The 12,965-nt window shown below is 38.1% G+C and carries 12 protein-coding genes; all 12 read right to left on the reverse strand.

The genetic code is table 11. The annotated features are described in order from the left end of the window. Positions 1–177 precede the first annotated feature (177 nt). Complete coding sequence (gene deoC, locus T323_RS0121730; protein WP_026675162.1) at positions 178–849, reverse strand: deoxyribose-phosphate aldolase; 672 nt, start codon at positions 847–849, stop codon at positions 178–180. Between the two features lie 2 nt (positions 850–851). Continuing rightward, the gene (gene cdd / locus T323_RS0121735) at positions 852–1,259 is read right to left on the reverse strand and encodes a cytidine deaminase (protein WP_026675163.1); all 408 of its coding nucleotides are present in this window, start codon (positions 1,257–1,259) and stop codon (positions 852–854) included. A gap of 14 nt (positions 1,260–1,273) precedes the next feature. Further along, a complete protein-coding gene (locus tag T323_RS0121740) occupies positions 1,274–2,107 on the reverse strand; it encodes a purine-nucleoside phosphorylase (protein WP_026675164.1) in 834 nt (277 codons plus the stop codon). Continuing rightward, a complete protein-coding gene (gene deoB / locus T323_RS0121745; protein ID WP_026675165.1) occupies positions 2,100–3,293 on the reverse strand; it encodes a phosphopentomutase in 1,194 nt (397 codons plus the stop codon). The genes T323_RS0121740 and deoB overlap by 8 nt, the downstream gene beginning before the upstream one ends. Before the next feature lie 18 nt (positions 3,294–3,311). Then, a complete protein-coding gene (locus T323_RS27405; protein WP_035179607.1) occupies positions 3,312–3,479 on the reverse strand; it encodes a XapX domain-containing protein in 168 nt (55 codons plus the stop codon). Positions 3,480–3,583: 104 nt separating this feature from the next. Further along, positions 3,584–4,885 (reverse strand): pyrimidine-nucleoside phosphorylase, encoded by a 1,302-nt coding sequence (locus T323_RS0121755; protein WP_026675166.1) that lies wholly within the window; start codon positions 4,883–4,885, stop codon positions 3,584–3,586. A gap of 83 nt (positions 4,886–4,968) precedes the next feature. Next, positions 4,969–6,183 (reverse strand): NupC/NupG family nucleoside CNT transporter, encoded by a 1,215-nt coding sequence (locus tag T323_RS0121760; RefSeq protein ID WP_026675167.1) that lies wholly within the window; start codon positions 6,181–6,183, stop codon positions 4,969–4,971. 667 nt (positions 6,184–6,850) lie between these two features. Then, positions 6,851–7,576: a GntR family transcriptional regulator gene (locus tag T323_RS0121765; protein WP_026675168.1), complete on the reverse strand. Its 726-nt coding sequence runs from the start codon at positions 7,574–7,576 to the stop codon at positions 6,851–6,853. 190 nt (positions 7,577–7,766) lie between these two features. Continuing rightward, positions 7,767–8,825, reverse strand: a complete 1,059-nt coding sequence (locus tag T323_RS0121770; protein WP_026675169.1) for a DUF5050 domain-containing protein — start codon at positions 8,823–8,825, stop codon at positions 7,767–7,769. A gap of 515 nt (positions 8,826–9,340) precedes the next feature. Then, positions 9,341–9,997 (reverse strand): SOS response-associated peptidase, encoded by a 657-nt coding sequence (locus tag T323_RS0121780; protein ID WP_026675170.1) that lies wholly within the window; start codon positions 9,995–9,997, stop codon positions 9,341–9,343. Between the two features lie 30 nt (positions 9,998–10,027). After that, positions 10,028–11,479, reverse strand: a complete 1,452-nt coding sequence (cls, locus tag T323_RS0121785; RefSeq protein ID WP_026675171.1) for a cardiolipin synthase — start codon at positions 11,477–11,479, stop codon at positions 10,028–10,030. A gap of 34 nt (positions 11,480–11,513) precedes the next feature. Next, positions 11,514–12,638 (reverse strand): sporulation integral membrane protein YtvI, encoded by a 1,125-nt coding sequence (gene ytvI, locus T323_RS0121790; protein WP_026675172.1) that lies wholly within the window; start codon positions 12,636–12,638, stop codon positions 11,514–11,516. Positions 12,639–12,965: the final 327 nt, after the last annotated feature.

The raw sequence follows: 12,965 nt of genomic DNA on the forward strand, positions 1-12,965 counted from the left end.
ATTTCATGTTCTACTTGTAAATTAACAGTCCCTTTTTCTTCAGCAAGATGTCCACGTTGCCATAGTCCTCTTTTAAAGCAAATGGTTTGTTCAGGGCGCTGCTTCACTTGTATATTTGAACAAAAAAACAGATGTCAAAGGCCTTGAATCTTTTTGATTCAAGGCCTTATCTATCATTTAATATCCTTCTTTTCCAACTTGCCCTTTTACAATCGCTATACTTGAACTAGCACCAATACGAGTTGCACCAGCATCTATCACCGCTTTTGCCGTTTGTTGGTCACGTACACCACCAGAAGCTTTCACGCCAATATCAGGTCCGACTGTGTTACGCATTAATCGAATGTCTTCGGCCGTCGCTCCACCTGTTGAAAATCCTGTAGATGTTTTGACAAAGTCAGCACCTGCTTTTACTGCAAGTTCGCAAGCCTTCCTTTTTTCTTCAGCTGTAAGTAAGCTCGTTTCAATAATGACTTTCACAAGTGCTTGACCATTTGCAGCTGTAACGACTGCTTGAATGTCAGCTTGAACAGCTTCATATTCTTTATCTTTTAATTTTCCAATATTGATAACCATATCGACTTCATCTGCGCCTTTTTGTATCGCATCTTTTGTTTCAAACATTTTCGTTTCTGTTGTTGTCGCTCCTAACGGAAAACCAATAACTGTACATACTTTCACATCAGAATTTTGCAGTTGTTTTTTTGCTTCCTCTATCCATGTTGGGTTCACACAAACAGAAAAAAAGTGATATTCTTTTGCTTCTTCGCATAATTTAGTAATTTCTATCTTTGTCGCTTCTGCTTTTAACAGCGTATGGTCAATCATGTTTGCTATTGTATTATTCATATTCATCTCTCCTCTTTTTGTAAATCTTTTGGCGTAAACGCTCCTGGCAATAACAACACAGGGGTTGTTTCTTCGATATCACCATGAATATTCGTTAAAATGACTTTCATTGAAGGTGGACAAAGTTCTGAGATGACTTGACGGCATGCACCACATGGAGAAACTGGTCCTTCGGTATCGGCAACAACAACAAGCGTTTCAAACTCTGTTTCACCATGGGCATAGGCACTGAATAATGCTGTTCGTTCAGCACAATTGCACATTGGATAAGCTGCATTTTCAATATTACATCCATGGAAAATTTGTCCTGACTTTGTTTTTACTGCTGCTCCGACTTTAAAATTAGAATAAGGTACATACGCTTTTTCTCGTGCTTTTATTGCTTCTTCAATCAAATGTACATCTACCATTATCTCTCACTCCCTCATTTATTCGCTTGTCTTACTTCACGGACTACTGCTTTAACTAAACGAGTAAAAGTTTCTCTCACTTTATCAGCTGTTTCCATCACTTCATCATGGCTTAATGGTTGGTCTAATATACCAGCTGCCATATTTGTTATACAAGACATTCCAATTACGTTAATATCACAATGTCTTGCCACGATTACCTCTGGTACTGTTGACATCCCAACCGCATCTCCACCTAATGCCCGTAGCATTCTGACTTCAGCTGGTGTCTCATAACTCGGACCACTATTCCACACGTAAACACCCGTTTTCAAGTTAACATTGCATGCTTTCGCAACTTCTTTGACAATGGTTTGGAGCTCAGGTGTATACGCCGTTGACATATCTGGGAATCGAACACCCCACTCCGCTTCATTTTGCCCGATTAAAGGATTTGTCCCAGCTTGGTTGATATGGTCAGTAATGAGCATTAAATCTCCTGGTTGAAACTCCTGATTTAAGCTTCCAGCCGCATTTGTCACTATCATTGTTTCAATCCCAATTTCTTTCATCACACGAATGGGAAATGTGACCTCATTCAAATCATAGCCTTCATAATAATGAAACCGACCTTGCATCGCCATTACTGGCATTCCTTCTAATTCTCCAATGACTAATTGACCTGCATGCCCTTCTACTGTTGAAACAGGAAATCCTGGAATGTCAGCATAAGGAAGTGTTATCGCATGTTTTATTTCATCTGCTAATACACCTAATCCAGATCCTAGAACTAACCCTACTTTCGGTTGAATCGTAACTTTCGATTGAATCCATTCCATTGCCAGCTTTGCTTTTTGCACTTTATCCATTTGTATTTCCTCCTTTTATCTCATGTAAAAAACTAGTCCCATGCAAAGGGAGTTTCACCTGAAAATTATGAGCAATTGTTGCACCAATATCTGCAAATGTTTCTCGAATTGGTAATGCTCCGCCTTCACGTATACCATTGTGATACACAAGCAACGGGACAAATTCCCTCGTATGATCTGTTCCGTGATGAACAGGATCATTTCCATGGTCAGCCGTAATGATAATAAGGTCCTCTTCTTGTAGGTTTGCTACGACTTCCGCAAGCCTTAAATCAAATTGTTCTAATGCTTTACCATATCCTTTTGGATCACGTCGATGCCCATATAACGCATCAAAATCTACTAAATTTAAAAAGCATAAGCCACGAAACGGCGTATCCATTATTTCAATCAGTCGGTCCATCCCATCCATATTTGATACCGTTCGAATCGAGGTTGTTACCCCTTCTCCATCATAAATATCTGCAATTTTCCCGATGGAAATGACATCATATTGAGCATCTTTTAATTCATTCATCACTGTCCTGCCAAAAGGCTTTAATGCATAATCATGACGGTTTGATGTTCGTTTAAATTCACCCACTTTACCAGTAAACGGCCGAGCAATTACACGGCCTACCATATATTGAGGTGCTTTCGTAAGCTCACGAGCAATTTCGCAAATACGATATAACTCCTCTAATGGAATGACATCTTCATGAGCACATATTTGAAGGACAGAGTCAGCTGATGTATAAACGATTAATTCACCTGTTTCTACATGTCTTTGTCCAAATTCATCAATAATATCTGTGCCTGACGCTGGTTTATTGCCGATAATTTTGCGCCCTGTCTTTTCCTCTAAGTTATGAATCAGTTCATCAGGAAAACCTTCGGGAAACGTTCGAAAAGCAGTATCAATATGTAACCCCATGATTTCCCAATGACCTGTCATCGTATCTTTGCCGACAGACGCTTCTTGCATTTTTGTATAATATCCCTTTGGATTTTCTGTCAATGGAATTCCCTTGATTTTTTTAATGTTACTTAAACCTAAGGCCCCCATATTTGGCATTGTTAAACCACCTAGATGTTCGGCAATATGCCCTAATGTATCTGCGCCAATATCATCATAAGCAGCGGAATCTGGTGCTTCACCAATTCCTACAGAATCAAGTACAATAAGAAAAACTCGTTTAAAACCCATTGTTATTCCCCCTTACCATTAACTAAATGTCTTAAACAACCAATCGGCGATTAATCCTCCAGAATAAACACCAACAATCCCAATGACACCAGCTAACACGGGAGGGGCTGGTAATGGTAGTTTTAAAAACTTAAACACAATTCCAATAATAATTCCTGCTAGTAAACTTAAAAAAATTTCCTTCATGTTCTTCCCACTCCTTTTATTTCGCTATTTTTCTTGTCTTGTTGTTAGACGTCCAACCTCTTGTTTTGAAAAAGGAGGGCCCTGTTTGGACCCCAATTTATGTTTTAATGAATAATGTCATATACTAACGGCTTTGGTTCAACTTTATTTGTCGTAATTTGATAGGCGTGATGAATTTTTTCAATCACATCTTGAATGTCTTTTCGGTTACTATGAACGGTTACAAGTGATTCACCTTTTTTGACAGCATCTCCAACTTTTTTCTTTAACACAAGTCCTACCGCTAAATCAATATTTGATTCTTTAGTCGCTCTCCCTGCTCCTAATATACTAGCAGCAACACCGATTTCATCGGCAATAATATCTGCTATATACCCATCATCTGTCGCTTCTACTTCCACTGTATATGTTGCCGTTGGTAATCGAGACGGTTCATCGATAACAGTACTATCGCCACCTTGTGCTGCAATAAAAGTTTTAAAGATCTCTAATGCTTTTCCTGAATGAATCACTTCTTCAAGCTTTTCTCTTGCCTCTTCAACTGAGTTCGCTTTTTTCGCTAAATAAACCATTTGACTTCCGAGCGTTAAACAAAGCTCATATAAATCAGAAGGCCCTTCTCCTTTTAACGTATCAATCGCTTCTTTTACCTCAAGCGCATTCCCAATCGCAAAGCCAAGCGGTTGACTCATATCTGATATGACAGCAATCGTATTTCTTCCAGCTCCATTTCCGATTTGCACCATTGCTTGTGCTAATTGTTTGGCACCTTCTAAATCTTTCATAAACGCACCAGCACCTGTTTTCACATCAAGTACAATCGCATCTGCGCCAGAAGCAATTTTTTTACTCATAATCGAGCTTGCAATCAACGGAATCGAATTGACCGTTGCTGTGACGTCACGTAAGCCATACAGCTTTTTATCTGCTGGCGTTAAATTACCGCTTTGTCCAACAACTGCAATTTTATTTTCATTTACTAAGCGATTGAAAGTTTCACTTGTGAGTTCTACTTGAAAGCCTTTAATCGATTCTAACTTATCGACTGTACCACCTGTGTGACCTAAGCCACGTCCTGACATTTTCGCGACAGGTACACCAACAGCTGCAACGAGTGGAGCTACAATTAAAGTCGTTGTATCACCAACGCCACCAGTACTATGTTTATCGACTTTTATCCCGTTAATGTCAGATAAATCAATTTGATCTCCTGACTCGACCATTGCCATCGTTAAATAGACTCGTTCTTCGGTCGTCATGTCTTGAAAGTATATCGCCATCGCTAAAGCAGACATTTGGTAATCAGGAATATCACCTTTTGTATATCCATCCACTACAAATTCAATTTCCGCTTTTGTTAATTCCAACCCGTCCCGTTTCTTTTCAATAATATCGACCATTCTCATTATTCATCATCCTCTTTTTTCTCTTTTTAGAATCGATGTTTTCGAAAACCTTATCATTTATATTAGTTGAGGAAAAATCTTTTTTAGAAGAACATTCCTGCAATCGAAGCACTAAGTAATGATGCTAACATCCCAGCAGCTACAGCACGTAAGCCTAATCTAGCAATATCCTTACGACGCTCTGGTGCGAGACCACCTAATCCACCTAGTAAAATCGCCATCGAGCTGAAGTTTGCAAATCCACAAAGCGCAAAACTAACAACAACAATCGTTTTTTCTGAAAGCTCAGCCATTTGTAGAGTAAACGCGGCATAGGCTACAAATTCATTTAATACAAGCTTTTGCCCGATAAAGCTTCCTGCTGTCACAGCCTCTGACCACGGAACCCCAATCGCAAACGCAAGCGGTGCAAATATATATCCTAGTATTCCTTGAATCGTAATGTCTCCAAAGCCAAACAAACCACCGACAGCACCTAACATCCCGTTAAGTAACGCTATTAATGCAATAAACGCTAACAACATTGCCCCTACATTCAACGCAAGTTTTAAACCATCAGATGCACCACGTGCCGCTGCATCAATAACATTTGTTGTTTCTGTATCTTTTACAATTTTAATTTCATCTGATGTTTCGGATTGTTCTGTTTCCGGCATCATAATTTTCGCCATAATTAACCCAGCAGGAGCAGCCATGAAGCTTGCCGCTAGTAAATATTCAAGCGGAACGCCTAATAATGAATACCCGATTAACACCGAACCCGCTACTGATGCTAATCCCCCTGTCATAACAGCAAATAATTCAGAGTTCGTCATTTTTGACAAATATGGTCGAACAACAAGTGGTGCCTCTGTTTGCCCTACAAATATATTCGCTGCGGCTGACATGGATTCTGATTTACTCGTTCCTAATAATTTTGAGAGTCCCCCACCGATAATTTTAATAAACCACTGCATAATGCCAAGATAGTAAAGGACCGAAATCAATGCCGAGAAAAAGATAATGACTGGCAAAATATGAAAAGCAAAAATCGTTCCAAACTGATCTCCATCGGCAAGTGAACCGAATAAGAAACCGATTCCCTCACCAGCAAAATCAATGACATTTTGCACTCGCAATGTAAACCATTTCAATCCTTCCCGTCCTGTCTCCCATTGTAATACAATAAAAGCAAAAAACAGTTGAATGCCTAATCCACCTAGTATCGTTCGTAGTTTAATAGATTTCTTTTTATTTGATAAAAGAAATGCAATGGACAAAACGATAAACACCCCAAAAATACCCCATAATACATTCATTTGTTTCACTCACCCTTCATCTTGTCTGTTTTTGAAACCGTTTTCTTTTATATCAAATAAAAGAAAACATGCTTCCTTATTACCAAGTTTTTATCATTGGTAAACCTTATGTAAACGTTTAAATCGTAGGATGTCCTACAACTTCACTTTGTCGATTTGCCTCGGATAAAAACTTCACCTTAACTATAAAGGTTAGACGTCCAACAAGTCAATCATTTTTTGGAAAATAAATCATCATTTTTGTGACGTGTTTTTTAACAGACATTCGGAACACATGTCCGATACAGCATGGCTTCAGGTTCTAACGGACATACGATCCGCTATTTAAAGAGAAAGTAACGTTTTTTGAAATCTAATGGACATCTGTTCCGCTATATCAGCAAAAACGAGGGGGACGGTGCCATTTCAAGGCAAGTAACGGAACAGGTGTCCGATAAGAAATGCAAATGGGCCGTTTTTTCTGCATTAGCGGAACACATGTCCGATACAGCATGGCTTCACATTCTAACGGACATACGATCCGCTATTTTTAGAAAAAGTAACGTTTTTTGAAAGCCAATGGACATCTAGAGGTTGTCTATTAATTTTTAATTTCAAAATGCATTTAGGCACCTCTGAAACATATACCCGTAAAAAAAACTGTTGAGCATCATCACTCAACAGTTTCTTATAAACTTCTTTTTCGATACACATTAAACGTAATTTGGTCTGATTTAAAGAAATTCAATGAGTATAAAATCGGTCTATCCGCTAAGTCATAATGAACTTGTCGCAAAATTAATAACGGTGTGTCTGGACCACATTCAAGAATCTTTGAAATTTCATCATGATACCCGAGCGTTTTTATATCTGCTCTTGCATAACTAATCGTGATGCCCGCTTCTTCTTGTAAAGAATGAAGCATCGATTCTTCGCTAAATTCGTAATCTTCCTTTAATAAATTGGCGGATATTTTATCAACACAATATACTAAAGGCACACCATCTGCAGTACGAAGCCTTTTCACGAGTAACACTTTCTCTTTTTCTTGCAACTGTAACTCTTCAACATCATCACTATGCGGGTCAACAAACCCACTAAAAAGAAGCTTCGTCCCTGGTTTTTTCCCTTCCCGTTCTATCATTTCAGTAATACTAAAAAGCTCTTCAATCCCACCGGAAAACACTGACTTTTGATTAACAAATGTTCCGACTCCATGTCTACGAATGATGATATTTTCCTCTTCTAATATGCGGAGGGCCTCTCTCACAGTGTTACGAGATACCCGTAATTCTTTCGCTAAATCGGTCTCTGACGGTAAGCGCTCTCCCGTTTCCCACTCGCCATTACTTATTTTCCCTTTAATTTGTTCGATTACTAGTACATACCGTGGTGTTTGGTGATTATAATTCATCGTCCGCCCCTCCTATATGAAACAATTGTACAAGGTAAATAAAGCCCTTTCAAGCTTTTTTACGGTAAAGGACTAGGGAAAAGGTTGTAGTTGAATGGAATGAGCAGTAAATACGATAATTCTATTCCTACTTTATGTAAAAAACAGCACCAATCGAACTGGCACTGTTTCTATATCTTTTGTCTTCGCTTTAGTTCATTGGACTATACACTTCTGATATTTCCCCAGTTTCAAAATCGACCTTATAATATCCGCCGCCACCTTGGCGTGAAAAGCTCCCAATTAAAAAGTCATCAAACATATGAAGATCATATAAAATCACTTCTAAGTCATTTTGTTCAGTTCCATCTGCTTTCACGTAATATAGAGAGCGTGCAGCTTCAGCTTCCACGGCTAAAGAGTAAAAGACATGCCCATTTTTCGCATTATAATAATCAACTACCTCGTCAACTAGCTGTGTTGATTCTTCCTTTTCTAGGTCATATACATATAACCCATCATTGGTTGGATAGTAAAGATGATATCCATCAAGGATAAGAGGATGACGGACACCTTCTACTAGTTTTTCTCTTGTTCCATTTTCTATGTCTTCTATAAAAGCCGCTATTTCCTGTTGAATGACGACTTGGCCTTGATTAAGAGTAAACGCCACTTCGACAAAATCAGTTTCTACTGTCATTCCCGTTTCAATGTCCAGTTGATATACGACAGTAGGTCCTTCCATAATAATACCAACAAACCAAAGCATCCCATCTTCATAATGTAACATTTCGACATATCCACTATAAATTTCTTCCGTTTCTTTTGTCTGTAAAGAATAGTGTTCAATCCCGACTGGATGACCATTCTCTCTTTTTATGTAATACAGACTATCTTCAATGGCATGAATATCCGAAACTTCAACATCTCCTAGTTTGGTCACTTCCCCAGATGAGAGCTGTAATTCATATAATCGATAATCGTCAAATAAATTCGCAAAGTATACCGTCTCCTCAGCAAGAGATATCGTACCACCATTCATGATATTTCCGCTGTAATTCCCCACGGTTCTTTCCTCTTGGTCTTCTTCCACTACCTCAACTATTTCCTCTTCTTCTGCCACAATATCTTCTTCTACTTCGTCAGTATCCATTTCTTCTTGTTGAGGTTGTTCCATGCGCTCATTCGCATTTTGCTCTTCTTCATTTGAACATGCAAATAATAGGAAGAATATTGCCAACACCATGCTGCTTAAACTAATTTTTTTCATCCTTACCCTCCGTTATAAACGCTATTCTTTGTTTTTCCATAGAAAACAACACTTTTTCTATTTTATTAGAGATAGTTGTATTATCCAAGGGGCCTTCCTACTTTATTAACCTGTTAATATTTGCCTATTTTTTTATTATAAAGAAAAACATGGGATCGACTTTTCTTTTGAAGCGAAGTGCGGAGCCTTAGCTCTTCTAGAATAAGCATTCAAAGCTTCACTGCTACACAAAAATTTTCATACTATCTTATATATCAAAAAAAGCACCTAAACAGGTGCCTCACACAGTATATATAAATTCATACGGACATTCGTTCCGCTATTTATTAAAAAATCAATGGTTGCCAGCTGCAACCGGACAGCAGTTCCGTTAACTACGGAAAAAAGCGTGTTACCTTTTCTGTTTTCGTGGAATAACGGAACGGATGTCCGTAAGAATTTAAAAAAGGCTCACTTTTTATAAAATAGCGGAATCCATGTCCGAACCCCGCCTATCACACTTCCAGACAAACATCTTACGCTAAAGAGCGTATACACTCAACATCATTATGCCGTGGGTTATTCACAAGTGATGATACTTCATACGCATGCATAGATTTTGCCGAGTATGGTTTAACGATCGATAAAATAGACTGCGGGTCATTAATCGTCGGATTTAACCACGTCTCTCTATCCTCTTCTGCCACAATCACAGGCATCCGGTCGTGAATGTCACTCATTAGTTCATTTGGTTTTGTCGTAATAATTGTACATGAAACGATTTCCTCATCTCCATGTCTCCACCGGTCCCATAATCCCGCTAATGTAAAAACCGAATCATTTACCGTTATCCGATATGGTCGCTTTTCTTCTCCGTTCCGTTTCCACTCATAAAAACCATCGGCAACGATTAAACAACGGCGTCTTGCCAACAATCGTTTAAATGCTGGCTTTTCGTGGACAGTTTCTCCCCTGGCATTTATCATCTTATAGCCAATTTTAGGATCTTTTGCCCAAGACGGAACAAGCCCCCACCGTAAATAGCCTGCCCTTCTCTTTCTCCCATCGGAAATGATACTTAACACAGGCTGAGACGGAGCAATATTATAGCGTGGCTCATATTCGGCAATTTCGATTTGAAGCATTTGCTCAACTAATTCCAATGGTGTTGCTAATGTAAATCGACCGCACATTGTATACATACACCGTCCTCTTCAACAAACTTATAATATCGGAGACAACAATCGAGAAATGGATTCTTTACATTTTATTACTGTTGACCTTTTTATATATCGCTCAACAGTCAGTTCACTACATTCTTCGATATCTTGCCAAAAAATATGCTTTAGACGTGTTGCCACTTTTTCATCATACACTGTGGCATTCACTTCAAAATTAAGTTGAAAACTTCGCATATCGATATTTGTTGTTCCTACTGTTGCAACTTCGTTATCGACAACCATTGTTTTTGCATGCAAAAATCCTTTTTCATATAAATAGATTTCCGCGCCATAACTTAAAAGCTCACCAACATAAGACCATGTTGCCCAATATACGAAAGGATGATCTGGTTTATTTGGAATCATAATGCGGACTTTTACACCTGAAAGCAATGCCATTTTACAAGCATCCATAAAGCTAGAATCAGGAATAAAATAAGGAGATTGAATAAAGATTTCTTTCTTTGCTGAGATGATTAGCTTTACATACATATTTTTTAAATGTTGAGTTCGTGAACTCGGTCCTCCCGCAATGATTTGGACGACACTTTTGCCTGTATGTTGTTCGGTAGGATACGAAAATATCATAGTATTTTTTGTTTGCTGCTTTGTTGCTTGTTTCCAATCAAGTAAAAAACGACCTTGAATATGGGCAACCGCATCTCCCTTTACTCGAAAATGGGTATCACGCCAATATCCAAACTTTTTATGTAATCCTAAATATTCGTCTCCGACATTAAACCCACCGATATAAGCTAATTGTCCATCAATAATACAAAGTTTCCGGTGATTTCGATTATTAATCCGAAAATTAACAAGCTTTAGAAACGAAGGGAAGAACACACCCACTTCGCCTCCATTAGCCCGAAGTTCCTTGAAAAAACGTGCAGACAATGTTCTTGATCCAAATCCATCATAAAGCAAACGTACTTTTACGCCTTCTTTTGCTTTCTTTGTTAATTCATCTCTTAATTGTCTTCCTAGGTTATCTCGCCGAATAATATAATACTCTATATTGATTTCCTTTTTAGCATTTCTAATATCCTCGAATAATTGAGTGAATTTTTCATTTCCATCTGTAAAAATATCAATGTCATTATTTAGCGTCATTAACGCATTGGCAGACATTAAATTCATTTTTATTGAATTTTTATATTTTTGAATAATTGCATGAGAAAATTCCCCATTTGCTAATAGTTCCCGCTGGTTTGCGACGGTTGACTTTAAATAGTCTTGTTCTTCTTGTGACATATTATAAAAGTTTTTTCGTTTTAATCGTCGACCTAAGAAAATATAAATGAAAAACCCAAAAACTGGTAGGAAATAAATGACCATTAACCATGCCCAAGTTGAGCCAATATCTCGTCGTTCAATAAAAACGAGAACGATCGCGAATAATATATTTAAAAAAATGATAATTGAAACACTTACCGCTATTAAACTGCTCATTTCCATAAAAAATAAACTCCTCTTTTCGCTAGCTCCCTTTTCATTTTACCTGACTGTTTCCTTTAATAAACATCCAGATTCCATCAAACACTTTTGCTTTATAAAAAGAAAGGAATAGGATTAAGAGCACTGGTCCTATAAACAACCCGATAAATCCGAATAATTGCAATCCGACAAATAATGAAATGAGTGTCGTTAAAGGATTTAAACCTAAGCTAGAAGAAAGGACTTTCGGTTCTGCTACTTGCCTTAGCGTCACCGTTAATCCATATAAAATCAACAAGCCAAAACCAAGAAATAGATTTCCCGTCACGATACTATAAATCCCCCATGGTACGAGAATAAGCCCTGTTCCAAGATAAGGTAATAAATCAACAACACCAAGAATTAAGGCGATGGTTAAAGGCTGTTCGACATTTAAAATAAGCAAACCGATAAAGTTAACGACCGCGGTCATAGTAATAAGAATAAACTGAGCACGAACAAAACCAAACAGCTTTGATTTTAAATCTTTAAAAATATCACCGATTTGTTTTAACGCTTTTGTCGGGAGTTTATCCTTCACTGCCTTCATTAAGTCATTCCAGTCCTTACTCATAAAATATAAAGCAAGTATAATAAACACAACAACCGTTAATGTAATCGGCAAAGCTCCTATAAAATGGGACAAACTGTTGGCGATCGCTTGTCCAGCGTTTGCAAGTAAAGTCGCAAATTGGCCTCCTAACTGTTGAATGCTGTTGCCGACTGCGTCACGTTGGGTTTCCTCTAATTCATCAATTAATCCAATCGCCTGTCCCCACAGTGGTAATACCTGTTCATTCACATACATTTGAATATGAATTGAAATCGTTTCAATATGTTTTGGGACAAGCTGAGACAAATATTGAAAGCCATCAATGAGTTTTATAATAAGAAGGGTTACAGCACTACCGACTAACCCAAATAAAAATAAAATTCCCGAAAGAACAGCTAATGTTCTTGGAAACCTCGCTTTTCTTTCCAAAAAATTAGCAACCGGATTAAGCAAAAAAGCAATCATTCCAGCAATGATAAAAGGATATGTAAGCCAAACAACATAGTAAAAAGCAACCAAGCCAATAATGAACAATGCAACAACAATGAGTAGACGAATAATCATTTGCAACACTTTATTTTCCGCCATGTTATACCCCTCCGATAAGAAAAACGCGGAGCGTCTTTTCGTTTCAAGCGAAGAGCGGAGCCCTGCCCGCTTTTGACAGTGAACCCCAAGTGCTCTTCTTGGGGTGAAACGCGCAGGTGCGCAGCCTTCGCTCTTCTAGAATAAGCTTTCAAAGCCTCACTGCTATACTAAAATTTTTATGCTTTCTTATCTTTAAATCAAAAGACCTCTACCAAGAGGTGAAATACCGATGGTAGAGGTCCAACAAGCACCATTCAACGTTGTTTTCTTCCTCTTTCGTTAGAGCGTATGTTGAACTGATCATAAATCATTTCAACATAGAAAACA

Source organism: Alkalihalobacillus bogoriensis ATCC BAA-922 (assembly GCF_000621445.1).
Lineage (GTDB): Bacteria > Bacillota > Bacilli > Bacillales > Bacillaceae_F > Bacillus_AO > Bacillus_AO bogoriense.

Bases quoted from the DNA above. Each gene is read 5' to 3' on its own strand.
- deoC (WP_026675162.1), bottom strand. From the start codon at position 849: ATGAATAATACAATAGCAAACATGATTGACCATACGCTGTTAAAAGCA.
- cdd (WP_026675163.1), bottom strand. From the start codon at position 1,259: ATGGTAGATGTACATTTGATTGAAGAAGCAATAAAAGCACGAGAAAAA.
- T323_RS0121740 (WP_026675164.1), bottom strand. From the start codon at position 2,107: ATGGATAAAGTGCAAAAAGCAAAGCTGGCAATGGAATGGATTCAATCG.
- deoB (WP_026675165.1), bottom strand. From the start codon at position 3,293: ATGGGTTTTAAACGAGTTTTTCTTATTGTACTTGATTCTGTAGGAATT.
- T323_RS27405 (WP_035179607.1), bottom strand. From the start codon at position 3,479: ATGAAGGAAATTTTTTTAAGTTTACTAGCAGGAATTATTATTGGAATT.
- T323_RS0121755 (WP_026675166.1), bottom strand. From the start codon at position 4,885: ATGAGAATGGTCGATATTATTGAAAAGAAACGGGACGGGTTGGAATTA.
- T323_RS0121760 (WP_026675167.1), bottom strand. From the start codon at position 6,183: ATGAATGTATTATGGGGTATTTTTGGGGTGTTTATCGTTTTGTCCATT.
- T323_RS0121765 (WP_026675168.1), bottom strand. From the start codon at position 7,576: ATGAATTATAATCACCAAACACCACGGTATGTACTAGTAATCGAACAA.
- T323_RS0121770 (WP_026675169.1), bottom strand. From the start codon at position 8,825: ATGAAAAAAATTAGTTTAAGCAGCATGGTGTTGGCAATATTCTTCCTA.
- T323_RS0121780 (WP_026675170.1), bottom strand. From the start codon at position 9,997: ATGTGCGGTCGATTTACATTAGCAACACCATTGGAATTAGTTGAGCAA.
- cls (WP_026675171.1), bottom strand. From the start codon at position 11,479: ATGGAAATGAGCAGTTTAATAGCGGTAAGTGTTTCAATTATCATTTTT.
- ytvI (WP_026675172.1), bottom strand. From the start codon at position 12,638: ATGGCGGAAAATAAAGTGTTGCAAATGATTATTCGTCTACTCATTGTT.